16 protein-coding genes and 1 tRNA gene are annotated in these 24,875 nt (G+C 71.6%); 10 read left to right on the top strand and 7 right to left on the bottom strand.

Annotation, left to right across the window (positions count from 1 at the left end; all coding sequences use genetic code 11):
* Window positions 1-83: 83 nt before the first annotated feature.
* Window positions 84-713 carry a hypothetical protein gene (locus tag EUA93_RS05410; protein WP_129399202.1) on the bottom strand — a complete coding sequence of 210 codons (630 nt, stop codon included), beginning with the start codon at window positions 711-713 and terminating at the stop codon, window positions 84-86.
* 148 nt (window positions 714-861) lie between these two features.
* Between EUA93_RS05410 and EUA93_RS05405 the strand changes: the two genes are divergently transcribed.
* From EUA93_RS05405 to EUA93_RS05390, 4 genes are all read left to right on the top strand, one after another.
* Window positions 862-5,523 carry a LamG-like jellyroll fold domain-containing protein gene (locus EUA93_RS05405; RefSeq protein WP_242497248.1) on the top strand — a complete coding sequence of 1,554 codons (4,662 nt, stop codon included), beginning with the start codon at window positions 862-864 and terminating at the stop codon, window positions 5,521-5,523.
* Between the two features lie 253 nt (window positions 5,524-5,776).
* Window positions 5,777-6,670, top strand: a complete 894-nt coding sequence (locus tag EUA93_RS05400) for a DUF4397 domain-containing protein (RefSeq protein ID WP_129399201.1) — start codon at window positions 5,777-5,779, stop codon at window positions 6,668-6,670.
* The gene (locus tag EUA93_RS05395) at window positions 6,667-7,395 is read left to right on the top strand and encodes a class F sortase (protein WP_129399200.1); all 729 of its coding nucleotides are present in this window, start codon (window positions 6,667-6,669) and stop codon (window positions 7,393-7,395) included. The genes EUA93_RS05400 and EUA93_RS05395 overlap by 4 nt, the downstream gene beginning before the upstream one ends.
* Window positions 7,395-8,360: a hypothetical protein gene (locus tag EUA93_RS05390; RefSeq protein WP_129399199.1), complete on the top strand. Its 966-nt coding sequence runs from the start codon at window positions 7,395-7,397 to the stop codon at window positions 8,358-8,360. Before EUA93_RS05395 ends, EUA93_RS05390 begins: the two co-directional genes overlap by 1 nt.
* Before the next feature lie 55 nt (window positions 8,361-8,415).
* Here the strand turns inward: EUA93_RS05390 and EUA93_RS05385 are convergent.
* The 3 genes from EUA93_RS05385 to EUA93_RS05375 all read right to left on the bottom strand — a co-directional run bounded on the left by EUA93_RS05385 (window position 8,416) and on the right by EUA93_RS05375 (window position 10,175).
* Window positions 8,416-8,489: transfer RNA gene (locus EUA93_RS05385), tRNA-Pro, on the bottom strand.
* A gap of 116 nt (window positions 8,490-8,605) precedes the next feature.
* Window positions 8,606-9,229 (bottom strand): dihydrofolate reductase family protein, encoded by a 624-nt coding sequence (locus tag EUA93_RS05380; RefSeq protein ID WP_129399198.1) that lies wholly within the window; start codon window positions 9,227-9,229, stop codon window positions 8,606-8,608.
* 10 nt (window positions 9,230-9,239) lie between these two features.
* Window positions 9,240-10,175, bottom strand: a complete 936-nt coding sequence (locus tag EUA93_RS05375) for a metallophosphoesterase (protein ID WP_129399197.1) — start codon at window positions 10,173-10,175, stop codon at window positions 9,240-9,242.
* A 26-nt stretch (window positions 10,176-10,201) separates the two neighbouring features.
* Here EUA93_RS05375 and EUA93_RS05370 point away from each other — a divergent pair, with 26 nt between their 5' ends.
* Window positions 10,202-10,660, top strand: coding sequence for a GatB/YqeY domain-containing protein (locus EUA93_RS05370; protein ID WP_129399196.1), 459 nt, complete (start codon window positions 10,202-10,204; stop codon window positions 10,658-10,660).
* A gap of 3 nt (window positions 10,661-10,663) precedes the next feature.
* Here EUA93_RS05370 and EUA93_RS05365 read toward each other — a convergent pair whose 3' ends face one another.
* A complete protein-coding gene (locus EUA93_RS05365; RefSeq protein WP_129399195.1) occupies window positions 10,664-13,009 on the bottom strand; it encodes a transglycosylase domain-containing protein in 2,346 nt (781 codons plus the stop codon).
* A 193-nt stretch (window positions 13,010-13,202) separates the two neighbouring features.
* Between EUA93_RS05365 and EUA93_RS05360 the strand changes: the two genes are divergently transcribed.
* Window positions 13,203-13,481 carry a WhiB family transcriptional regulator gene (locus tag EUA93_RS05360; RefSeq protein ID WP_129399194.1) on the top strand — a complete coding sequence of 93 codons (279 nt, stop codon included), beginning with the start codon at window positions 13,203-13,205 and terminating at the stop codon, window positions 13,479-13,481.
* 29 nt (window positions 13,482-13,510) lie between these two features.
* Here the strand turns inward: EUA93_RS05360 and bagB are convergent, their stop codons facing one another.
* Window positions 13,511-14,671 (bottom strand): ArsA family ATPase, encoded by a 1,161-nt coding sequence (gene bagB / locus EUA93_RS05355; RefSeq protein ID WP_129399193.1) that lies wholly within the window; start codon window positions 14,669-14,671, stop codon window positions 13,511-13,513.
* Window positions 14,668-15,687 (bottom strand): ATPase BagA, encoded by a 1,020-nt coding sequence (gene bagA / locus EUA93_RS05350; RefSeq protein ID WP_207208606.1) that lies wholly within the window; start codon window positions 15,685-15,687, stop codon window positions 14,668-14,670. The genes bagB and bagA overlap by 4 nt, the downstream gene beginning before the upstream one ends.
* Window positions 15,688-15,870: 183 nt before the next feature.
* Here bagA and EUA93_RS05345 point away from each other — a divergent pair, with 183 nt between their 5' ends.
* From EUA93_RS05345 to EUA93_RS05330, 4 genes are all read left to right on the top strand, one after another.
* Complete coding sequence (locus EUA93_RS05345) at window positions 15,871-22,737, top strand: OmpL47-type beta-barrel domain-containing protein (RefSeq protein WP_129399192.1); 6,867 nt, start codon at window positions 15,871-15,873, stop codon at window positions 22,735-22,737.
* Between the two features lie 145 nt (window positions 22,738-22,882).
* Entirely contained in the window at window positions 22,883-23,710 is an 828-nt protein-coding gene (locus EUA93_RS05340; RefSeq protein WP_129399191.1) for a CoA transferase subunit A, read from the top strand.
* A 1-nt stretch (window position 23,711) separates the two neighbouring features.
* Entirely contained in the window at window positions 23,712-24,380 is a 669-nt protein-coding gene (locus EUA93_RS05335; protein ID WP_129399190.1) for a 3-oxoacid CoA-transferase subunit B, read from the top strand.
* Between the two features lie 44 nt (window positions 24,381-24,424).
* Window positions 24,425-24,874, top strand: a complete 450-nt coding sequence (locus tag EUA93_RS05330) for a hypothetical protein (RefSeq protein ID WP_129399189.1) — start codon at window positions 24,425-24,427, stop codon at window positions 24,872-24,874.
* The last annotated feature ends 1 nt before the right edge of the window (window position 24,875 follow it).

Raw genomic sequence — 24,875 nt, 5'->3', positions numbered from 1 at the left:
GATCCCCGGCTGACCGGGGATCACTGAACTTGTCGGCCTGTGCAAGGCCTGACAAGTTCAGTGATTGACGGACAACGGTCCCGTCAACGGACGTCGTACGACCCGGGCTCCGGCCCGTCGGGACCCGGGTCGGCGACGGCGTTCGTGAGCGCCCAGGAGCCGGTGTAGGACGCTGCCGCGAGGACGGGCACGGCGACGGCCGTCCACCACTCGTCGAGCGAGCCGAGCAGGAAGAACATCACCAGGACGGCCAGTACGCCGACCGCGAGCAGGCTGGTCGACCCGGCGTCGGCGACCCCGAGCGCGCGCAGGAGGACGGTGCCCGTCCAGGCGAGGAGCGCCAGCACGACGACCAGCACCGGGAAGCCGATCGCGCCGCCGCACGACGACGTACCGCGCCCCGCGTCGCACGCCACGCCGGCCAGCCAGGTGAGCAGCACCGCAAGGACGCCGACAGCGAGGCCCGCGGCTACGGCCGCCACCGGGCCGGACAGCGCGGGCAGCTCGCGTCTCGGACGAGGCTCGGCCGGCGCGACGGGGGAGGCGTCGATGGTCTGCTCGGCCGTCTCGACGACGGTCGGTGCCTCGGCAGGCACCTGCTCGGCTGCAGGCTCACTGTCAGGCTCGACGGCCTGCTCCTTCTTCCGCCGCAGCGAGAAGGACGGCATCTCGAGGGAGGGGCGGTCGTCGGGCTCTCCGCGATCTGGGGCCATGCCCGCAGTCTGCCACCGCGAGAATTCACGATTATGGACGCAGTTCTTGACTCTGTGTGACCTACGTCACTACTTTCGGCTCAATCTCGAGGACGCAGACCGCACCCGTCGCCCACCGAGCTCTCCACCGAGCCAAGGGAATCGAACGATGAGTCTGCTGCTCCACAGATCTGCCCTCCGTCGTGCGGGGTCACGCCTCGTGGCGATGGCCGCGACCCTCGGGATCGCACTCCCGCTGACGGCGATCGCCGCCACGACCGTGGCCACACCGGCGTCCGCGGCGCCCGGCGACGACGACGTGCTGCGCGTCCTGCTGTTCAGCAGCGGTGACGGCGTGCACGGATCCGTCGCCAACACCCGCGCGGCCGTGCGGGAGATGGCCAACAACCTCGCCGTCCAGTACGGCCTGGACAACAACGGCCAGAGCACGGCCGTCGCCGACATCCAGGAGACGACCGACGCCGGCGCCTTCACCACGGCGAACCTCGCCAACAAGGACCTGCTCGTCTTCGCGCACACCGCCGGCGTGCTGTTCAACACCTCCCAGCGCACCGCGCTGGAGTCCTACATCCGCGGTGGCGGCGGCTTCGTCGGCATCCACTACACGGCCTGGTCGCCGGACCAGACCGAGCACGACGTGAACCCCTTCTACCGCCGCCTGGTGGGCGCGGCCGCGACCGGCCACCCCGAGCCGGCGGGCGGGCAGCGGGGCACGGTGTCGCTGGGCGCCGCCAGCCCGCTCACCGCCGGCATGCCGTCGTCGCTGTCGTACACCGACGAGTGGTACGAGTGGGACGTCAACCCGACGCAGAACGTGCGCACGCTGGTCTCGGTGGACGAGTCGTCGTACGCCGCCGGCGCGCGGGTCGGTGAGGAGGGCACGTCACACCCCGTGACGTGGTGCCAGAAGATCGACTCCGGCCGCTCGTGGTACTCCTCGCTGGGACACCACGCCTCGGCGTGGACCGCGGCCAACGACGGCGGCAACGCCAACGACAACGACGCCGACGACTTCGTCCGGGCCCAGCTCCGCCTCGGCATGGCGTACTCCGCCGGCCTCCTGGCGGCTGACTGCTCGCCGCCGCAGAAGGACCAGCAGGGCGAGATGAGCCCGGTCACCCCGTGGCCGCTGGTGCCGATCAACGCCGCGCTGACCGCGGACGGCAAGGTCCAGTCCTTCGGCTCGGTCACGTCGGGCTGCACCGACGGCAACCCCTACGACTACAGCGGCAACGACTGCGTGACCCAGGGCGGGCAGACCGAGATCGACGTGTGGGACCCCGCGATCCCGCGCACGTTGGCGAACCTCGTCTCGGGGATCGTCCCGAACGCGACCTACACCGACCTCTTCTGCTCGATGCAGGTGCAGATGCCGCACCGGCGCGCGACCTTCACGGTCGGTGGTGACGACAACCTCGGGGGCAACGCCCCGAACGACGCCGCCATCGGCGTGACGAGCTGGACGACCACGGCCGGCCTGCGCAACGAGGCCCCGATGAACATCCCGCGCTGGTACCCGACCGGTACGACGATGCCCGACGGCTCGATCGTGGTCCAGGGCGGCTCGCTCCGTGGCGGCCCCGGCGGCCCCGGCGTCCAGACGCCGGAGATCTACACGCCGAACGCCGGCAGCTCGTGGAAGCTGCTGACCGGCGCGACCAGCGCCCAGGCGTACGGCGACGGCGCCGGCGCGCCGCAGGACGAGAACCGCTGGTGGTACCCGCGGGCCTTCGTGGCGCCGACGAACGGCAACCTGTTCAACATCACCGGCACCCAGATGTACGAGCTGAACCCGTCGGCCAACAGCGGCACTGGATCGATCACGATGCGCGGCACGCTCGGCACGGGCACCGGCAACCAGGGCGCCCTCGGGAACCCCGTCGGTGCGACCTCGACGGCCACGATGTACCGCCCCGGCAAGATCCTGCAGGTCGGTGGCGGCTGGTGGGCCAACGGCGGAGGTCCCGCCGGCGCCCGTGCCGGCTTCACCGTCGACATCACCGGCGGGACGGCCAGCCCGGTCGTGACCGCCACGCAGCCGATGAAGTACGGCCGGCACTGGGCCTCCTCGGTCGTCATGCCGGACGGCAACGTCATGGTCACCGGCGGCTCGCGTGACAACAACGGCCAGTCCGGCTTCGTCACCAACGCCGAGATCTGGAACCCCGACAACGGCCAGTGGAGCGAGGTCAAGATCCCCTACGAGCACGCCCGCCTCTACCACTCGGTCAACCTGCTCCTGCCCGACGGCAGGATCATGATCGGCGGCGGCGGCGCTCCCGGCCCGCACAGCTACACCGACGTCGAGTACTACTCGCCGGCCTACCTCTTCGACGGCAGCTCCCCGGCACCCCGGCCGGTGATCACCAACGTCCCGAAGAAGATCGGCTACAACGGCACCTTCGGGGTCACGTCGAACAGCCCGGTCCAGCGGGTCACCCTGGTCCGCAACGGGTCGGTCACGCACGGCTTCAACAACGACCAGAACTTCCAGGACCTGGCGTTCACGCAGTCGGGGAGCACGGTCACCATCACTTCGCCGAGCAACGGCAACTACGCCCCGCCCGGTGCGTACATGGTGTTCGTCTGGAGCGGTGGCACCCCGTCCGTCGCCAACATCGTGCAGATCGACCCCGCGGTGCGGACGGACACGCCCGCACCGAAGGTCGTCGACCAGTTCGAGTACCCGCGGATCCCGGCCGACTTCCGGACCGGCACCCCCGCGGCGACCTTCGACGTGGCTCCCGGCAACGGCCGGATGGCGCCGTGGGAGGTGACCAGCCAGGTGCAGCTGATCCGCTCGGCGGCAGCCAGCAATGGTGGCCTCGGCTCGACCGGCTACCACCTCGCCCTCAACAACACCGGCAGCATCACCCGGACGCTCAAGGGCCTCGACGTCGGGCGCACGTACCGGGTCTCGCTCCGGTACGCCCGGGACAGCAGGTCGGCAGGCACCACGGCCGCCACGGGGACGGTGAGCATCGCCAACCTCAACGCCACGCTGTCGGCGGGGACGGCCCTGTCCTCGCAGACCGCCTTCGGCACCTATGTCGGCACCTTCACCGCCAGCGCCCGGCAGCACTCGCTGACGATCGCCGGCGGCGGCAATGGGAACAACCTCGTGGTCGACGACCTGGTCGTGGTGGGCGCGCAGTCCGGCACGGCCGAGCCGGCCGTCAGCTACCAGTTCGACGAGGGCACCGGCACGACGTCGGCCAACTTCGGCTCGGACGTCACGGCAGGCCGGGCGACCTTCACCGGTGCGACCGGCTGGAGCACCACCGGCATCACCGGTGGCTCGGCGAACCTCACCGGCGGCAGCAACGCCAACGCCGTCGACCTGCCGGACAACCTGCTGCAGGGCGAGGCCAGCTTCTCGACCTCGATGTGGGTGCGCCCGGACACGACGGGCAACTGGATCAACCTGCTCCACATCGGCGACGGCGTCGGCGGTGCGGGCGGCTTCTTCCAGATCCAGATGCAGACCCAGATCAACGGCAGCACGGGCCTGGCGGCCACTTTCAAGAAGAAGAGCAGCGCCCTCGAGGAGCGGGTCTACGCGACCCCGACGAAGGACGTCGTCGCCGGGCAGTGGAACCACGTCGCCTTCACGAGGCAGGGCACCACGGGCTCGCTCTTCCTCAACGGCGTCAAGATCGCGACCCGGTCCGACCTGACCATCTCGATGGCCGACGTCGGCCCGACGGCCGACAACTGGGTGGGTCGCAACGGCTTCCCCGACCCGTCGTTCGACGGGCTCGTGGACGACGTGCGCATGTGGACCTCGACGCTGTCGGACTCCGACGTCGCGGGCCTGTACGCCGACGGCAGCGCGCTCGCCACGACCACGACCGTCAGCACGTCGCCGGCGTCCCCGTCGGCGTACAACGCCCCGGTGACGGTCTCGGCGACGGTCAAGGACGCCACCAACGCCAACCCGACGGGTGTCGCCGAGCTCTGGATCGACGGCGCACGTGAAGGTGCCCAGCGCACCGTGACCAACGGAGCGGTCTCGTTCCCCGCGGTCACGATGTCGCCGCGTGCCCACAGCGTCCAGGTGAGGTTCGTGGCCGGTGGCGGCTGGAAGGACTCGAGCGGGACGGTCTCGCACACGGTGAGCCGGCCGCCGGTGAACACGGTCGTGCCGATCCGCTACCGCTTCGACGAGAACACCGGGACGAGCGCGGCCAACTCGGGCACGACCACGTCGGTCGGCGCGGGGACGCTCCAGGGCAACGCAGGGTGGGTCGGGGCGGCGAGGTACAACGCCGGCCTCAACCTGCCGGGAGCCGGCCACGTGAAGCTGCCGAACGACCTCACGGCGGGCATGACAACGGAGTTCACCGTCTCCACGTGGATCCGTCCGACGGCCCTGCCGAACTGGACCTCGCACCTCCAGATCGGCAAGGACACCAGCGAGTTCCTGCTGCTGCAGTCCAGGACCGAGAACGGCACCCGCGGCTTCGGTGCCACGCTGCGCCGGGACAACGGCGAGCAGTTCCGGATCCAGCTGGACGGCACCACCGACCTGCCGCTCAACCAGTGGACCCACGTCGTGGTCACCCTCGGTCCGTCGCCGACCGGCGGTGGCACGACGGCGAAGATCTACTTCAACGGCGCGCTCCAGGCCGGCGGGACCAGGAACAACATCCCGGTCAGCATCGGTGACATCGGGGACGGCGGCACCACCGCCAACTTCGTGGGCAACGGCAGCTGGAACGACCCGCGCCCGACCGAGCAGGTCGACGACCTCCGGATCTACCCCTACGAGCTCACCGCGTCGGAGGTGACCTCGATCTACACCGGCTGAGCCCCCCGGAGGAACGCACAGGGGCCGGACCCACCCCCCGGGTCCGGCCCCTGTGTCCTGCCCGCCCGCGTGGGCGCCGGCAGCGCGGTCTAGTCCGTTGCGGGTCCGGGGGACACGCAGGATCCACGCCACGGAACGGACCGGCAACAAAACGGGTCGTCCCGGTGACGTGCCAATCCGTGCCCACCGACCGGGGCGAACGACGCGCGAAACCGAACGCGCGACGGGACGCGCCCGACATGTTGGAGCACTCATGAAGACACTGACGTGGATCTCACTGGTGGGATCACTGGCGATCACGGGCGTCGCCTCCGTCGTCCCCGCGGCGCAGGCCGCGGAACCGGACACGACCCGGCTCACGGTCGTGCAGGCCGTTCCGGGACAGACGCTGGACGTGGACCTCGACGGCCGCGCGATCTCCGCCGACTCCGCCACCGGCGACGTCGTCGGCCCGTTCGAGGTCACCGCCGGCCGGCACGACGTGACGTTCAGCGACGGGACGGGCGAGGTGGTCGTCCGGACGTCGGTCGAGCTCACCTCGGGCGCGGCGCAGGACCTGGTCGTCCACCTGCCCGCCCAGATCGACGGCGCGCCCCTCGCCACGCTCTACACGACCCCGACCACGCCGATCGGCGTCGACAAGGCGCGGGTGCTCATCGCGCACACGGCGTCCGTCGCCCCGGCGGACGTCCGCCTCGACGGCAGCGTCGTCTTCACCAACATCGCGAACGGGGAGTTCGCCACCGCGGACGTCGCCCAGGGCGACCACGTCGCCGAGCTCCTGCCGTCCGGCCTGACCTCGCGGCCGATCCTCGGCCCGCTCGACGTGAGCCTCGCGCCCGCGACCGCCACCATGGTCTACGCGGTCGGCGACACCGGCTCCGACTCGATGCAGGCGATCACCCACACGATCTCGCTGTCCCCGAACGGCACCACGCCGCCGGCAGCCATCGAGGCCGGCAGCGCCGGCCTGGCGGCCGGGATCCACGTCACGCCGTTCACGTCCGACGGCGACGCGGCCGCGGCCGGCACCCCCGAGGCCGGTTGGCGGGTGCTCGGCGGCGCAGCGGTGGTCACCCTCCTCGGGATGGTGTTCGTCGAGCTCGGCCGGACCCGTCGGCGGATCCGGGTCGACGCGTCGTCGTGAGCACCCACGTGCCCCGGCACGCCTCCGACCGGCCCCACCGGCCCCGCGGCCGGCGGGCGGCGATCGGGCTTCTGGTCGTCGCGGTGCTCGTCCTCGTGGGGGCGATCGCCGTGCGGCTGACGTCGACCGACGACCGCGCCGACGCCTCGGTGGTCGACCCGGCGTCGACGCCTCGAGCGACGACATCAGCAGCCGCGTCGTCGGCCGCGTCGTCGGCCGCGCCGGCCGCCATCGGTCGTCGTACGGGTGCGGCCACCCCGGAGCCCCCGACCCGGGCCGTGCTGCCCAGCGGGGTCGACGTACCGATCGTGCCGGTCTCCACGACCGACGACGGGACGCTCGACGTGCCCGGCGACATCACCACGGCGGGGTGGTGGCGCGGTGGGTCGCGCCTGGGCGACCCCTTCGGCTCGACCCTGGTCTCGGCGCACGTCGATTCCACGACCCAGGGACTCGGCCCCTACGCGGAGCTGCTCACCGTGCGGGCCGGCCAGCGCATCGAGCTCCAGTCGAAGCACCTGCGCCAGTCGTACGTCGTGAGCTCGCTGCGGCTGCTCGACAAGGGCCCGCTCTCGGACCACCCCTGGGTCTACTCGGCCACCGGCGCGCACCGGCTGGTCATGGTGACGTGCGCGGGACCGTTCGTGCCCGCGAAGGGCGGCTACCAGCGACTCGCGGTGGTCACCGCGACCGCGGTCGGACGGCCCACGCAGAAGGAGGCGTGATGACGGACGACGACCTGCCGCACCGCGGCGGGAAACCGCTCCCGGACGGGTTCGGACCGCTGGAGCCGATCTGGGGGAGCGGCGACCCGGCGCCCGTCCGCGACCCCGACGCGCCTCGCCCGCGCAGCCGGCTGACGTCGTCCGCGCTGAGGCGGAACGCCCCCGACATGGCCGTCGTCGCCAGCCCTGCCCCTGCCCCCGTCGCGCCGGCGGCGGTGGAGGACGCCGGTGCGGTCCGCGAGGTGGCGACCCCCACCCGGCCCGGCTCGCGACGTACGACCGTCGTCGGCGCCGCCCTCGGCGTGCTGCTCGTCGTGGGCGGGGCGACCGCGGTGCTCTGGCCGGGCGGTGGGCAGGGTGACGAGGCGGTCGCGGTCGAGCGCGCCGTCCGGTCGCCCGCCACCGCGAGCGAGCTCGACCCGCCCGCCGACCTCGCGCCCGACACCGAGCTCGTCGAGACCAACGTCCTCGAGGGCGGGGACCTGCGGGTCACGCACTGGATCTCGACGACCACGCCCGTCGACGAGGTCACCCTCGGGTGGCCGCGCAGTCCGGACCTCGCCGAGCCGGATCACGCGATCGACGACGTGGTGGTGGCTGCCGACGGCGTCCGCCTGGACGTCGACCTCCGGACCGACACCTCCGCCGCGACCGCGATCACCGCGACGGAGAGCCTCTACGTCCAGTACGTCCTGCCAGGCGCGGTCGACCGCACCGGCTCCGCCGCCGGCCGGGGACTCGCGACGGTCACCGCCCTCGACGTCGGCCTGGGCGGCCGGAGCCTCGCCCGGATGCAGGCGTTTGCCGCCGGGGACGTCCTCACCCTGGCCTGCCTCGCGGACGGGGCCCGAGCGGTGCCCCAGCCCTGCGGCGCCCGGGTGGGCGACACCTGGCAGGTCGAGTCGCCGGCCGACGACCGTCCGGTCACCGTCATCGCCCAGCTGGACCTCAGCGCGAGTCGCTGAGCCGGCCGGGGAACGAGCAACGGACCCACGCGATGCGTGGGTCCGTCGTCATGTGTCGGGCTGACAGGATTTGAACCTGCGGCCTCCTCGTCCCGAACGAGGCGCGCTACCAAGCTGCGCCACAGCCCGCCGCCCGGGCGGACGAGCCGTCCGGGCAACGCCGGCGAGCATACCGGAGCGTCCGGAGCCGGCTGAAATCGCCCCGGTCGGGTGCACGCCCCGGGGGAGGCTCGCGCGGGGGCCGGTCAGCGCCGCCGGGTCAGGCTGAGGTGGATCACGCCACTGGGCGCGACGACCGACTCGATGTGGAACCGCTCCTCGATGCCCTCGAGTCCCTCCCACAGCTGCGTGCCGCGGGTCAGGACGACAGGCACGATCGGGACGTGGAGGTGGTCGACCAGGTCGGCCGCGACGAAGGTCCGCACCGTGGTGGCCCCGCCGCCGATCCGGACGTCGAGGTCACCGGCGGCCGCGCGGGCCAGCTCGAGCGCCTCCTCCGGCGAGGCGTCGACGAAGTGGAACGTCGTGCCGCCCTCCATCTCCATCGGCGGCCGGGGGTGGTGCGTGAGGACGTACGTCGGCGTGTGGAAGGGCGGGTCCTCGCCCCACCAGCCCCGCCAGTCGGGGTCGTCCTGCCAGCCGGGCGGTCCGAACTTGTGCGCGCCCATGATCTCGGCGCCGAAGCCGACGTCGTACTGCCGGCCGTAGAGCGCGTCGATGCCGTCGGGCGCGCCGTCGCGCCAGCTGTCGAAGCGCCACTGGTGGAGCTTCATGCCGGCATGGCCGAAGGGGCTCTCGAGCGACTGGGGCTCGCCGGCGCCGAAGCCGTCGAGCGAGACCGCGAAGTTGGTGACGCGCACGAGTGGCACGGGTGCTCCTTCAGTCGTGGGGGACGAGGGTCATCAAGGTGGCCTCGGGGCGGCAGGCGACCCGGATCCGGACGTAGGGGTTGGTGCCGAGGCCGGCGGACACGTGCAGCCAGGCCGTGCCGTCCTCGCCGGGCGCCGAGTCCGCCGGGTGCCGGTGCAGGCCCTTGGCGCGCGCGGGCTCGAGGTCGCAGTTGGTGGTGAGCGAGCGGCCGCGCCCGTCGAGGGTGGGCAGGCACACCTGCCCGCCGTGCGTGTGGCCGGCGATGATCGCGTCGTAGCCGTCGGCGGCGAACTGGTCGAGGACCCGGAGGTACGGCGCGTGGGTGACCGCGAGCCTCAGGTCGGCCTGCGGGTCGGCCGGCCCGGCGACGCGGGCGAGGTCGTCGTACTCCAGGTGCGGGTCGTCGACGCCTGCGAACGCGATCCGGGTGCCCTCGACCTCGAGCGCACCGAAGCCGTTGGTCAGGTCGTGCCAGCCGGCGTCGTCGAAGCGCTGCTTGAGCTCGGGCCACGGCAGCTGCGGCGTCGTCGTGTTGCGCTTGCCGGTGTCGGGCAGGAGGTAGCGCAGCGGGTTGCGCATGCCGGGGGAGTAGTAGTCGTTGGACCCGAGCACGTAGACGCCCGGCACGTCGAGCAGGCCGCCGAGCGCGTCGGCCACGACCGGGACCGAGCGCATGTGCGCGAGGTTGTCGCCGGTGTTGACGACCAGGTCGGGCTCGAGGGCGGCCAGCCCGCGCAGCCACTCCTGCTTGGCCCGCTGGTCGGGGGTCATGTGGATGTCGCTGAGGTGCAGCACCTTCAACGGCGCCCGGCCCGGTGCGAGCACCGGCACCGTCACCCGGCGGAGGGTGTACTGCCGCGCCTCCCAGGCGGCGTACGACGTCAGCCCCGCGCCGGCGACCGCGCCGAGCGTCGCGGTCCGGCGCAGCAGCGGGAGGAAAGCCATTCGCCAAGGCTGCCACAATGGAGGGCATGAGTGCCCTGAAGGACCGTCTCCGCGCCGACCTCACCACCGCCATGAAGGCGCGTGACGAGCTCCGCTCCTCGACGCTGCGGATGGTGCTGACCGCCATCACCAACGCCGAGGTCGCCGGCAAGGAGGCCCGCGAGCTGAGCGACGACGACATCCTCGGCGTGCTCACCTCCGAGGCGAAGCGCCGCCGCGAGGCCGCGACCGCCTTCTCCGACGGTGGTCGCGCCGAGATGGCCGCCAAGGAGGCCGCCGAGGGCGAGGTCATCGCGGAGTACCTCCCGACCCCGCTCACCGAGGCCGAGATCAGCGAGCTGGTCACCGCCGCCATCGAGCAGACCGGAGCGGCCGAGGAGGGCATGCGCGCCATGGGCAAGGTGATGGGCGTGGTGACCCCTCAGGTCAGGGGTCGCGCCGACGGTGGCGCCGTGGCCGCCGAGGTGCGCAAGCAGCTGGGCTGAGCCTCAGCCCCGGCCCTTGCCCCCGCGGCCCTTGCCCTTCCCGCCGTTGCTCGGCGGGACGTAGCCGGTCGAGGTGTAGAAGGTGACGGTGTCGCCGCTGCTCAGCTGGGCACCGGCGTCCGGCGACGAGGACGCCACCGAGCCGGCGGTCGCCTCGGAGTTGACCTGGCCGCCGTCGGCCGCGGTGAAGCCGGCCGAGGTGATGGTCTGGGTGGCCTCCTCGGGGCTCATCCCGGTGACGTCGGGGACGGTCGTCAGCACGCCGGCGATCTCGTCACCGGGCGGGGTGGTGAAGTCCACGTAGTCGAGCTTGCTGGAGACGGCGGCCATCGCCTGGCCCCAGATCGGGCCTGCGACGGTCGAGCCGAAGGCGCTGCTGATGTAGCTGTCGCCGACGGTCTGGCCGTTGAGGGTGACCCACTCGCCGAACTCGTTGGCACCGGCGACCATGGAGGCCGTGGCGAGCTCGGGGGTGTAGCCGACGAACCACACGGCCATGTTGCTGTTGGTCGTGCCGGTCTTGCCGGCCGACGGCTTGTCGATCGCGAGGGGGGCTCCGAAGCCGCCCTCCATCACGCCCCGCAGGATGTCGTTGACGGCGTCGGCGGTCGCGCCCGGCATGACCTGCTCACAGGTCGGGGCGAAGTCCTTCAGCGTGTTGCCCGAGGAGTCGAGCACCTCGGTGACCGGACGCGGGTCGCAGTGCAGGCCGCGCGCCGCGAAGGTGGCGTAGGCCTGGGCCATCGTCAGCGGGTCGGCGTCGGAGACGCCCAGGATCCACGACGGGACCTGCTGGGCGACCGGCACGTCGACGCCCATCGCGTCGGCGAGCTCGAGCGGCTCGCACATGCCGGTCTGCGTCTCGAGCTGGGCGAAGAAGGTGTTCACCGACTCCTGGGTGCCGGTGTAGAGGTTGTAGGTGCCGGCGCCGGTGGAGTTCTCCGGGTCCCAGCCCTTGCCGTCACCGGCGTAGGGCCCGTCGCAGGTCTCGAACTCGTCGTCGTCGAGGTGGATCGTCTGGGGCGCACTGATGGTCGTGCTTAGCGGGATGCCCTGATTGATGGCCGAGGCGAGCACGAAGGCCTTGAAGGTCGATCCGGCCTGGAAGCCGTTGGCGTCGCCGTAGGCCTTGGGCACCGTGTAGTTGAGGTAGGTCTGGCCGGCAGCCTTGTCCTTGCCCATCGGGCGCGACTGGGAGAGCGCGCGGACGTCGCCGCTGCCGGGCTCGACCATCGCGAGCCCGCCGATCGCCTGGTCGGTCGGGTTGACCCCGTCGGAGACCGCCTGGTCGGCGGCCTTCTGCATGTCGAGGTCGATCGTGGTGTGGATCTGGAGGCCACCGTTGTTCAGCGTGCGGCGGCGCTCCTTGACGGTGTCGCCGAGGACCGGGTCCTTGAGGAGCCAGTTGACGACGTAGTCGCAGAAGAACGGCGCGCTGGACTGCTGGCAGCCGTTGGGGGAGGCCTTCACCTTCAGGGTCTTCTTGATCGGCGTGCCCTTGAGACGGTCGGCCTTCTTCTCGCTGAGGACGCCGAGCTGGGCGAGGCGGTCCAGCACGACGTTGCGCCGGCTCTCCGCCCGCTCGGGGTTGTCGATCGGGTCGTAGCCGACCGGGTTCTTCACCAGGCCGGCGAGCGTGGCCGCCTCGAGGAGGTTGAGGTCGTTGGCGTTCTTGGAGAAGAAGTGGACCGCAGCGGCCTGCACGCCGAAGGCGCCGTCGCCGAAGTAGGCGATGTTGAGGTAGCGCTCGAGGATCCAGTCCTTGGTGTGGTTCTTCTCGAAGGCGATGGCGTAGCGGAGCTCGCGGATCTTGCGCGCGTAGGTCTCCTCGGTCGCAGCCGCCTTCTCCTCGTCGGTCTCGGCCTGGTAGAGCAGCGTCTGCTTGACCATCTGCTGGGTGATCGACGACCCACCCTGCACGGCGCCGCCGTTGGCCTGGTTGGTGATGAAGGCACGCAGGGTCCCCTTGAGGTCGAGCGCGCCGTGGTCGTAGAAGCGGTAGTCCTCGATCGCGACGATCGCCTTGACCATCGGCCGCGAGATGGAGCCCAGCGGGACGTTGATCCGGTTCTGGTCGTAGAGGGAGGCGATCAGGTTGCCGTTGACGTCGTAGATCCGCGTCTTCTGCGACAGGTCCTTGGCCTCCAGCGACTCCGGGAGGTTGACCATCCCCTCGCTGACGTCCTTCGCCGCCACGCCCGCCAGGCCCGCGAACGGGATGGCCAGGCACGCGGTGAGGACACCCATGACCACCGCGACGGCCGCCATCACGGCGACGTGCGAGGCGACCCGGCCGGTGCCGAGACGCCCGCGCGGGGCCTTCGGAGGACGCTGCGAGGGGGAAGACATGGGCCCTAGAGTACGGGGGAAGTGCATAGCACCTTGAATTCCACCTGCGCAGGCAGATAGTCACATCGGACTACTCGATTTGAGCCACCTGGCCCTGCCGAGGCTGCTGGAGAACGGTTTTACTTTCTCCATCGAGCAAGGATGGCCGCTATGGGGGCGGCCGACCGGCTCGCACACCGTGGGGAATCTGACTATGTGGGTCGAGGACTGGGCATCAAGGGCAGCGTGCAAGGGCGAGACGCCGGACGCACTGTTCGTGCGAGGCGCTGAGCAGAACAAGGCGAAGGCCGTCTGCGCGGGTTGCCCCGTGCGCACCGAGTGCCTCGCCGAGGCGCTGGACAACCAGATCGAGTGGGGTGTCTGGGGCGGCATGACCGAGCGTGAGCGCCGTGCGCTGCTCCGCCGCCGCCCCGACTCGTCGTGGCGCTCCATCCTGGAGACCGCCCGCACCAAGGTCGAGGTCACCGTCTGACCGCTGGCTGACCCCGGGCCCGAGCTTCCTCAGGCCTGGGTCGCCAGTCCGTCGCCGATCGCGCGCAGGCCCTCGAGGTCGTGCACGTCGCCGGCCATGGCCGGGACGACCGCCGTCGGCACCGTCGGGTGCGACGCGGCGAACCGCTCGCGCAGGTGCCGCTCGCGCTCCACGATCCGGACCCGGTCCGCGTGGAGCCGGAGCAGCCCGGCCGTCAGTGACGACGGGTCCTTCGTGCCCAGCCGGTCGGCGGCCGCGATCGCGGCCTCCGCCGACAGGTCGGTGTGCGCCGACGGGCTCGCCCGGTTGACCACCAGCCCCGCCAGGGGCATGTCGTCGTCGGTGAGCCGGTCCACGAAGTACGCCGCCTCCCGCAGCGCGTCGGGCTCGGGCGAGGCGACGACGACGAACGCCGTCCCGTCGGCCTGCAGGAGGGCGAAGGTCTTCTCGGCCCGCTGGCGGAAGCTCCCGAAGAGCGTGTCGAGGGCCGTCACGAAGGTCTGCACGTCGCGCAGCATCTGACCGCCGAGGATCTTGCCGAGGGCGTTCGTCACGACCGAGAGCCCGGCCGTCATCAGTCGCGCCGGCCCCCGCGCCGGCGCCACGAGCAGCCGGATCAGTCGCCCGTCGAGGAAGCTGGAGAGCCGCTCCGGTGCGTCGAGGAAGTCGAGCGCCGAGCGCGACGGAGGCGTGTCGACCACGATGAGGTCGTAGGTGTCGTCCTCGCGCGCCTGGCGGTGGAGCTGACCGAGCTTCTCCATCGCCATGTACTCCTGGGTCCCGGCGAACGAGCTCGACAGCGCGACGTAGAACGGGTTCTCCAGGATCTGCTTCGCCTTCTCCGGGCTGGCCTGGCCCTCGACCACCTCGTCGAAGGTGCGCTTCATGTCGAGCATCATCGCGTCGAGCGACCCGCCCCCGCCGGGCGCGATGCCGGGCACCGGGCGCGGCGTGTTGTCGAGCTGCTCGATGCCCATCGACTGCGCGAGCCGCCGCGCCGGGTCGATGGTGAGCACGACGACGTTGCGCCCCTGCTCGGCCGCGCGGAGGGCGAGGGCGGCGGAGGTCGTGGTCTTGCCGACCCCGCCGGAGCCGCAGCACACGATGATCTCGACACTGCGGTCGTCGAGCAGGGCGTCGATGTCGAGGACAGGTGCCTGCCGGGGTGCCTGCCGGCTGCGGGTGCTCATGCCAGTCCCTGACCGCGCAGCAGCTGCGCCAGCTCGATGAGCGCGCCGTGGTCGATCCCGGCGGCGAGGCGTGGGAGCTCGAAGGTCGGCACGCCCTCGGCGGCCACGAGCTCGCGCTGCTCGTCCTCGAGCTGGCGGCGTACGGCGTGGTCGCGGGCCTCGTCGACGAGCGAGGCGACCAGGTCCTGGTCGACGTCGACCTTGGCGCGCTTGAGCTCGGCGGCGACAACGGACGGGTCGACCGCCTCGTCGCGCACCCGGGCGAGCGCGTCGGCGCTCAGTGCCTGCGGGCGCACCAGGTTGACCACCACGGCGCCGACCGGGAGTCCGGCCTCGCGCAGCTGGGCGATCCCGTCGGACGTCTCCTGCACCGGCATCTCCTCGAGGATCGTGACGAGGTGGACGGCGGTGCGCGGTGAGCGCAGCAGCTCCATCACCCGGTCGGCCTGGGTCTTGACCGGACCGACCTTCGCGAGGCCGGCCACCTCGGAGTTGACCCCCAGGAACTGCCCGATCCGCCCGGTGGGCGGCGCGTCGAGCACGACGGCGTCGTAGGTGATCGCGTCCTTGGCCTTGCGCGGGCGCTGCGCTGCCTCGTAGACCTTGCCGGTCAGCAGCACGTCGCGGACCCCGGGCGCGATGGTGGTGGCGAAGTCGATGACGCCGAAGCGGTCGAGCGCCCGTCCGGCACGACCGAGCTTGTAGTACATCGAGAGGTACTCCAGGAGTGCCGACTCGGGATCGATGTGGAGGGCGTGCACCTGCCCCGCCCGACCGCGCGCGTCGGGCGCGCCCCTGGCGATCCGGCGCTCCTCGTAGGGCAGTGGGTCGACGTCGAACATCCGCGCGATGCCCTGGCGGCCCTCGACCTCGCAGAGCAGCACGTTGCGGCCGGAGGTCGCGAGCGCCAGCGCGAGCGCCGCGGCCACGGTCGACTTGCCGGTCCCGCCCTTGCCGCTGACGACGTGGAGGCGCACCCCGGTCCAGTCGGAGGTCGGGTCGGGAGGGGCGGTCACCACTCGAGCCTAGCGAGCGGTCGCACGCCCGGGTCGGTGCCTTCTTATGCGACTAAAGCATCTTATTCGTCTGTGCGCGGCGACTTTTGCTTGACGGACACACAAAAGGCTGTCAGCGTCCGAGCACGCCTGTTGGTGACGTGCATCACACGCCACCTCGGCATCCATCGACCTGGAGGCCCGATGTCCCGCCTGTCACCGCTGAAGTCCACTGCACTGCTCACCGTGCTCGCCCTCCTCGGAGGGCTGCTGCTCGGCGTCGTCGCCGCAGCACCGGCCAACGCCCACCCGGGGCACGGCCACGTCCTGATCTTCACCGAGGACGCAGCGGGGGACTGGCACGACGCCGCGATCGCCCAGGCGACCCCGAAGGTGAAGGCGGCGCTCGAGGCGGCCGGCATGACGGTCACCGTCGTGCACAAGGAGACGCCCGGCGGCTCCGAGGCGGTGTTCACCGACGAGGGCCTCGAGCCGTTCGACGCGATCCTGGTCTTCCAGGCCAACGGCGATCCGTGGAACGCCTCGGAGAAGGCGGCGATGGAGCGCTGGATGGAGGCGGGCAACGGCATCGCGGCCGTGCACAACGCGCTCGACATGCGTGGCAGCTACCCGTGGTGGGACAACATGGTCGGCTCCCTGATGCCGGGCCACGCGCCCACCGGCACCGACCCCGGTCCGTCGGGCGTGGTCCGCAACGAGGACGTCACCCACCCCTCGACGAAGCACTTCGACGGCACCGACTCGGTGACCAGGTGGACCCGCAACGACGAGTGGTACAACTTCTCGAACAACGTCCGCGGCACGGCCCACGTCCTCCAGACGATGGACGAGACGACGTACGCCGGCGGCACCCAGGGCTACGACCACCCGATCAGCTGGTGCAAGCCCTACGAGGGCGGCCGCTTCTGGGCGACCGCGCTGGGCCACTTCCCCTCGCACTACGACGAGCCCGAGTTCATGGCGCAGATCGTCGGAGGCGTGAAGTACGTCGCCGGGCTCGAGGAGGGCGACTGCGGCGGCACCGTGTGGAGCAACTTCGAGCGGGTGCCGCTCGACCAGAACACCTCCGCGCCGTTCGCCATCGACATCGCCGACGACGGTCGCGTCTTCTACACCGAGCTCGTCCGCGGCCAGATCCGCGAGTACGACCCGGAGACCCAGGACGTCACCACGGTCCTCGAGGTGCCGGTCTACTCCGGCGGCGAGGACGGGATGCTGGGCATCGCGCTCGACCCGGACTTCACCGACAACGGCCACGTCTTCGTCTACCGCGCTCCCGCCAGCGCCAACGAGAGCGACCCGGCCAACTTCTGGAGCACGGTCGCGCGCTTCACGATGGTCAACGGCGTCTTCGACCCGGCCAGCGAGAAGGAGATCATCCGGATCCCGGCCCGCCGCCTGCCCGACGAGCCCGGCCACACCGGTGGAGCGCTCGACTTCGGCCCCGACGGCAGCCTCTACATCGGCGTCGGCGACGACGTGAACCCGCACTCGGAGCCGTCGGGCGGCTACGCGCCGATCTCCGAGCGCCCCGGCACGTTCCACGACGCCCGCGAGACCTCGGCCAACACCAACGACCTGCGCGGCAAGATCCTGCGGATCACGCCCGACGCCGACGGCAACGGCTACACGATCCCCGAGGGCAACCTCTTCGACGAGGCCGACGACACCGACGACAAGACGCTCCCCGAGATCTACGCGATGGGGTTCCGCAACCCGTTCCGGTTCAGCGTCGACCAGGAGACCGGCTGGCTGAGCATGGCCGACTACTCCCCGGACAACAACAACGACGCCCCGGCGACGCGCGGCCCGGCCGGCATCGCGGAGTGGAACCTGATCAAGACGGCCGGCAACTACGGCTGGCCGATGTGCATGGGCGACAACGAGCCGTTCCGTGACGTCGACTACCGCACCAACCCGGTGACGGTCGGCGGCTACTTCGACTGCGACAACCCGGTCAACGACTCCGTGCGCAACACCGGCCTGACCGAGCTCCCGCCGGCCCGCGCCGCGGACATGTGGTACGGCTACCAGCGCTCGTCGGTGCCCAGCGTGATCCCGCAGGGCGGCGGCCTGGCCCCGATGGGCGGCCCGTTCTACCGCTACGACGCCGACCTGGAGTCGGACACCAAGTTCCCCGAGTCCTACGACGGCAAGCCCTTCTTCTACGAGTGGGCGCGCAACAAGATGTACTCGATCCAGCTGAAGGACCCGGCCACCGGCGAGCCCGGCACCGAGGTGGAGAAGGTCAACGCCTTCCTGCCCACCCAGCAGTTCCTCGCCCCGATCGACTCGAAGTTCGGCCCGGACGGCTCGCTCTACGTGCTGGACTGGGGCGGTGGCTACGGCCGCGACAACCCCAACTCGGGCCTGTTCCGCGTCGACTACATCTCCGGCTCGCGGTCCCCGATCGCGAAGGTCACCGTGGACGTCGACTCCGGCCCGGCACCGCTGACCGTCCAGTTCGACGGCTCGGGCTCGACCGACCCCGAGGAGGAGGAGCTCACCTACGAGTGGGACTTCGACGGTGACGGCGACGTGGACGCCACCGGCGTCACCGCGAGCCACACCTTCACCACCGAGGGTGTCTTCAACCCGCGCCTCACCGTGACCGACCCCGCAGGCAAGGACGGCACGACCACGATCCCGATCACGGTCGGCAACACCCGTCCCAGCGTCACGTTCGACCTGCCGCCGGACGGCTCGTTCTTCGACTTCGGCGACGACCTCGACTGGGACGTCGAGGTGACCGACCCCGAGGACGGCACGATCGACCCGGCCGACGTGATCATCCAGCCGGCCCTGGGCCACGACGAGCACGCACACCCCACGACGCCGTACACCGGGCTGACCGGCACCACGCCGACGAGCCTCGGCGGGCACGCGCCGGACGAGAACATCTTCTTCGCCATCGACGCGCGCTACACCGACGGCGGCGGCACGGGAGGCGCCAACCCGCTCACCGGGTCGGACACCACCCTGGTGTTCCCGAAGCTGCGGCAGGCGGAGTTCTTCTCCCGCAAGTCGTCCTCGGCCACGCTCGCGTCGTCGACCGACGCCGAGGGCGGCAAGCAGGTCGTCGTCGGCAAGGACGGTGCCTGGATCAACTTCTCGCCGGTCAACTTCCACCAGATCAAGCGGCTGGCCCTGCGGGTCCAGTCGACGGCCGGGGGTGGCGCGATCGAGCTCCGCAAGGGCTCGGCCACCGGCGACCTGGTGAAGACCGTGCCGGTGCCCGCCACGGGCGCGAGCTTCACGGACGTGTCGGTGGACGTGAGCGACCTCGGTGACGAGACGATGAACCTCTTCTTCGTCTTCACCGGCGGCAGCGACATCCGGTTCAACTTCTTCGAGGCCATCGGCCAGGGCTCGTCGGAGGACGCGCTTCCCGAGGTCGCGATCACCGCTCCCCAGCAGGGCGTCCAGCTCGACCCGGGCTCGGAGGTCACGGTCACCGCGGACGCCAGCCAGGACGGCGGGGCCATCACGGGCGTCGAGTTCTTCGTCGACGGCGCCTCCATCGGCACCGACACCACGGCGCCGTACGCCGCCACGTGGACGACTCCCGAGGAGGAGGGGCTCTACCACCTGACCGCGGTCGCGACGAACGCCGCGGGCGAGTCGAAGACCTCGCGCATCGTGGTCGCCCAGGTCGGCGAGCTCTTCGGCGACCTGCTGCCCTTCACCAACGTGGGCGGCCAGTTCGAGCGCCTCGGCGCCGGCGCCTTCCGCCTCACCGGGGCGGGTGCCGACACCTGGCAGGGGACCGACCAGTACACCGCCCTCTACCAGCCCGCCGGCGGCGACGACTCCTACGACGCGGTGGTGCGGGTCGACGCCAGCACCCTGGCCAACCAGTCCGGCAAGGCCGGCCTGGTCATCCGCAACGACATGACGCAGCCCGGCACCTCGCCCGGCTACGCGATGGTCGCCTGGCGCCCGAGCGGCGGCATGGAGTTCCTCACCGACCCCGACGGCAACGGGCAGCTCAACGCGTCGGTCGCGGGCGGCACCAGCAGCGTCCCGAAGTGGCTGAAGCTCAGCCGTCGCGGCGCCGAGGTGTCGGCGTACTGGTCCAACAACGGAACCACGTGGAGCCAGGTCGGGGCAGCGGTGACGCTCGCCGGCATCGGCTCGACGCAGGACGTCGGCATGTTCGTGATGTCGCACGAGGCCGCCGAGCGGACCGCCGACTTCTCGCAGTTCGCGATCGACACCGACCCGGCCGAGCCCGAGCCAGAGACGCCGAGCGAGCCGCTCAGCTGCGTGGCCGGTCCGCTCTCCGACGAGTTCGACTCGCCGTCGCTGCTGCCGAAGTGGGCGCTGCGCAACGCGCCCGGCCAGCCGATCACCCAGGCCGGGGGCAGCCTCCGGGTCCCGGTCACGGGTGCTGACATCAACGAGGCCAACACCGGCCCGGTGAGCTTCGCCGGGCAGGCCCTGCCGGCCGGCAACTGGGTCGCGACCACGAAGATCACGCTCGACCACAGCTCCCACTGGCAGTGGGCCGGCCTGGTCGTGCACCGCACCGACAACGACTACAACAAGCTCGCCTTCGTCCGGCACCAGGACGGAGGACGGCTGGTGGAGTTCCAGTCGGAGACCAACGGGACGCGCTCGACGCCGGGCGCACCGCGGGTGCCGGCGGACTTCCCGACGACGATCCACCTGCGGCTCACCAACACGGGCGGCACGCTGACGGCGGCCTACTCCACCAACGGTGAGGCGTGGACCAACGTGGCGGGCTCGACGGCGCTGAAGACCGGCGCCGGCACCAGGATCGGCGTCATGGCCGGCGGTGACCTCGGCACCACGCCGCGGGTCGCGCAGGTCGACTGGTTCCGGGTCACGCCGGACGGCACCGCGCCGACCGTCGAGGCCGACGACGAGTTCGACGGCACGGCCCTCGACGGCTGCCGCTGGGCGGAGTCGGTGCGCTACAGCTCGCGCACCGCCTCCGTGGCCGACGGGCACCTGAAGATCAGCACGGAGCCCGGGGACATCAACGGGGCCAACCCGCTGTCGCCGCGCAACTTCGTGCTGCAGGACGCGCCCGAGGGCGACTGGGTGGCGACCACCCGGTTCAAGGCACCGCTGAAGCACCGCTACCAGCTGGCCGGCCTGCTGATGTACGGCGACGACGACAACTACGTCAAGGCCGACGTCGTGGCCTACAACGCACCCGGCGCCGCGGTCGACCTCCGTGCGGAGGTCGCGGCCGAGAAGGGCGGCAGCGGGGTGGCCGGTGGTGACGCGATCAACATCGCCGACAGCAGCGAGAGCGGCTACTGGTACGTCCGGGTCACCAGGTCCGGCACGTCCTACACCGCCGAGGTCAGCGACGGCGGGGTGACCTGGACGCCGATCGGCGACGGCGTCACCTACGACGGACCGCTGAGCTCGATCGGCCTCATGGCCATCGGCCCGGAGCAGGAGGAGCCGGTGTCGGTCGAGTTCGACTGGTTCCGCCTCGACACCGGGGAGGAGCCGCCGGTCGACACCACGGCACCGACCACCACCGCGACCCAGGCGGTCGTGGCGGAGGGCGTGCGGGTCACGCTCACCGCCACCGACGACGCGGGCGGCTCGGGCGTCGCGTCGACCGAGTACCGCGTCGACGAGGGCACCTGGACGACGTACGCCGCACCGTTCGTCGTCACCGCTCCCGGGACCCACACGGTCGAGTTCCGCTCGACCGACGTGGCCGGCAACGTGGAGGCCACGAAGTCCGCGGAGGTGGTCGTGGAGGCCCCCGACACGGAGGCCCCGACGACGACCCTCACCTGGTCGCCGGCAGCACCGGACGGCGACGCGGGCTGGTACGTCAGCACGCCCCGCTTCACCCTGGCCGCCGACGACGGCGGCTCGGGCGTCGCGACGACCGAGTACCGCATCGACGGCGGTGCGTGGACGGCGTACGCCGGCGCGGTCGAGGTCGCGGACGGCGAGCACACGGTGGCGTACCGGTCCACCGACGTGGCGGGCAACGTCGAGACCGCAGGGTCGGCCCAGGTGAAGGCCGACACGGTCACCCCGGCGACCGGCGCCACGCAGCAGGTCGCCGGCGACGGGGTCCGGGTGGTCCTCGAGGCCACCGACGCCACCTCCGGCGTCGCGGGCACCGAGGTCAAGGTCGACCAGGACGCCTGGCAGGCCTACACGGCACCTGTCACGGTGACCGGCGCCGGTGACCACACCGTGCGGTTCCGCTCGAGCGACAAGGCCGGCAACGTGGAGGTCGAGCAGTCGATCGGAGTCGTCGTCGGCGGTCCTCCGGCCGACACCACGGCGCCGGTGACGGCGGTGCGGACCGACCCGGCCTCGCCGGACGGCAGCGCCGGCTGGTTCACCACCGCGCCGACGGTGACCCTGTCCGCGACCGACACCGGGTCGGGCGTGGCGCGCACCGAGTACCGCATCGGCAGCGGGGCGTGGACGGCGTACGCCGGTCCCTTCCCGGTCGCCGCGCAGGGCCGCCAGGTCCTGGAGGTGCGCTCCATCGACCGGGACGGCAACGTCGAGTCGGCGCAGTCGAGGGAGATGTCCCTCGACACCGCCGGCCCGGAGGTGACGATCGACGGGCTGCGGGCGCGGACCTACCCGAGCCACCGGTCGGCCACGGTGTCGTGGTCGGGCTCCGACGCCACGTCGGGGATCCGCGCGGTGCGGGCCAGGCTCGACGGCGAGGTCGTCGAGGCGGGTGCGTGGCAGATGTGGACCCTGTCCACGGGCCGCCACGTCCTGACCGTCACCGGGACGGACGGCGCCGGGAACACCAGCACGCGCACAGTGGTGTTCACGGTCCAGGCGACCCGCGCGTCGTTGAAGAAGGTGCTGGCGGCCGCGGCGGCCGACGGCGACCTCCGCCCGAGGCTCGCCAACCGGCTGGTGCAGCTCGACAAGGACGCTCGCAGGGCCGAGAACCGGGGCGACCGACCGGCGGCGAAGAAGCAGCTGAAGGCGATCCGCAAGCTCGTCCGCACCAAGGTCGACGGCGATCTCCGCGCCGCCCTCCTGGCACAGGTGAAGGAGCGCCTGGCGAAGCTGTGACGCACGGGGTGGCGCACTGAGTGGCCGGCCGGGCCCGGGAGGATCTGTCAGCTCCCCGGGCCCGGCCGCTGCACATCCCGGAGCGGTCGGACGTGGTGCTCGCCCACACCGTGGCGGCGCTCACACCCCCGCTAGGGTGCGGGACATGGACAAAGTGGTCTCTTCGGCGGCCGACGCCGTGGCCGACATCCCGGACGGCGCGACCCTCGCGGTCGGCGGCTTCGGTCTGTCCGGCATCCCGTCGGTCCTCATCGACGCAATCCTCGAGGCGGGCACGTCCGACCTGGAGGCGGTCTCGAACAACTGCGGCGTGGACGAGTGGGGGCTGGGCCGCCTGCTGTTCGCGAAGCGGATCCGGCGGATGATCTCCTCCTACGTCGGGGAGAACAAGGAGTTCGCGCGGCAGTACCTCTCCGGCGAGCTGGAGGTGGAGCTGACCCCGCAGGGCACGCTCGCGGAGCGGATGCGCGCGGGCGGCTCGGGGATCCCGGGGTTCTACACCGCGACCGGTGTCGGCACGCAGGTCGCCGAGGGCGGCCTGCCCTGGAAGTACGACGACTCCGGCAACGTCGTCGTCGCCTCGCCGCCGAAGGAGACCAAGGTCTTCTCCACCCGCGAGGGTGATCGGGAGTACGTCCTGGAGGAGGCCATCGTGGCCGACTTCGGGCTGGTGCGGGCCTGGAAGGGCGACCGGCACGGCAACCTCGTCTACCGCCAGTCGTCGCGCAACTTCAACCCGCTCGCCGCGATGTGCGGACGGATCACGATCGCCGAGGTCGAGGAGCTCGTCGAGCCCGGCGAGCTCGACCCCAACGACGTGCACACCCCCGGTGTGTACGTGCAGCGCGTCGTGCAGCTGACGCCCGAGCAGGCGGCGGACAAGAAGATCGAGAAGGTCACCACGCGGCCGCGGCCGGACTCTGCGGCGGACGCGCTCGTGGACGACGCGGCGACGCACGGACTGGGAGGCTGAGATGAGCTGGACGCGTGAGGAGATGGCCGCCCGGGCGGCATCCGAGCTGGTCGACGGGTCGTACGTCAACCTCGGCATCGGGCTGCCGACGCTGGTGCCGAACTACGTCGCCGACGACGTCGAGCTGGTGCTCCAGTCGGAGAACGGCATCCTCGGCGTGGGGGCCTACCCCTTCGAGGGTGACGAGGACCCCGACCTGATCAACGCGGGCAAGGAGACGGTGACCCTGCGCAAGGGCGCGTCGTTCTTCGACTCCGCGCAGTCCTTCGGGATGATCCGCGGCGGCAAGATCGACGCCGCGATCCTCGGTGCGATGCAGGTGTCGGTCGACGGCGACATCGCGAACTGGATGATCCCCGGGAAGATGGTCAAGGGCATGGGTGGCGCGATGGACCTGGTCCACGGCGCCAAGCGGGTGATCGTGCTGATGGAGCACACCGCCAAGGACGGGTCGCTGAAGATTCTCGACGCCTGCGACCTGCCCTACACGGGCAAGCGGGTCGTGCAGCGGATCATCACCGACCTCGCGGTCATCGACGTGATCGACCCCGCCACGGGCGAGGTCGCGCCCTCGGGCACCGCCGGCGACCGGCAGCTCAGGCTCGTCGAGCTCGCTCCCGGGGTCACCGAGGACGAGGTGCGGGAGAAGACCGGACCGGAGCTTGTCTGAGGCCCGGGGAGACGACGGGCCCCGGACGTCGTACGCTGCCTGACATGCTGAGCCAGGACCACGACGCAGATGTCCGCAGTGCAGCGGGCGACCAGCGAGACGACGCGACCACGGGGCTCGTGGTGCCCGAGCCGCGTTCGGACTCGGCGGCGCGGCTCCTCGAGCTGACGGCCCGCGACACCGACCAGTGGCGCGCCGATGCCCAGGCCGAGGCGGCCGAGATCGTCGCGGCCGCCCGTCAGGAGGCGGAGACCCTCCTGCGCACGGCGCAGCGCGAGGCCGGGAGCATGGTCGAGTCCGCACGCCTCGAGGCCGGTCGGACCCTCGACGACGCGCGTGCGGCGGCCGACGACGTGCGCGCAGAGTCCGAGACGCGGCGCACCCGCTCGGAGGCCGAGGTCGCCCGACTCCAGCAGGTGGCCTCGGAGCACGACCAGCGCCTGCGCGGACACCTGCAGGAGATCCTCGCGCGCCTCGACTCCGAACGCCGGTAGG

Source organism: Nocardioides oleivorans, from assembly GCF_004137255.1.
Classification (GTDB): domain Bacteria; phylum Actinomycetota; class Actinomycetes; order Propionibacteriales; family Nocardioidaceae; genus Nocardioides; species Nocardioides oleivorans.
The sequence above is the reverse complement of the archived record's forward strand: the minus strand, read 5'-3'. Positions and strand labels throughout refer to the sequence as shown.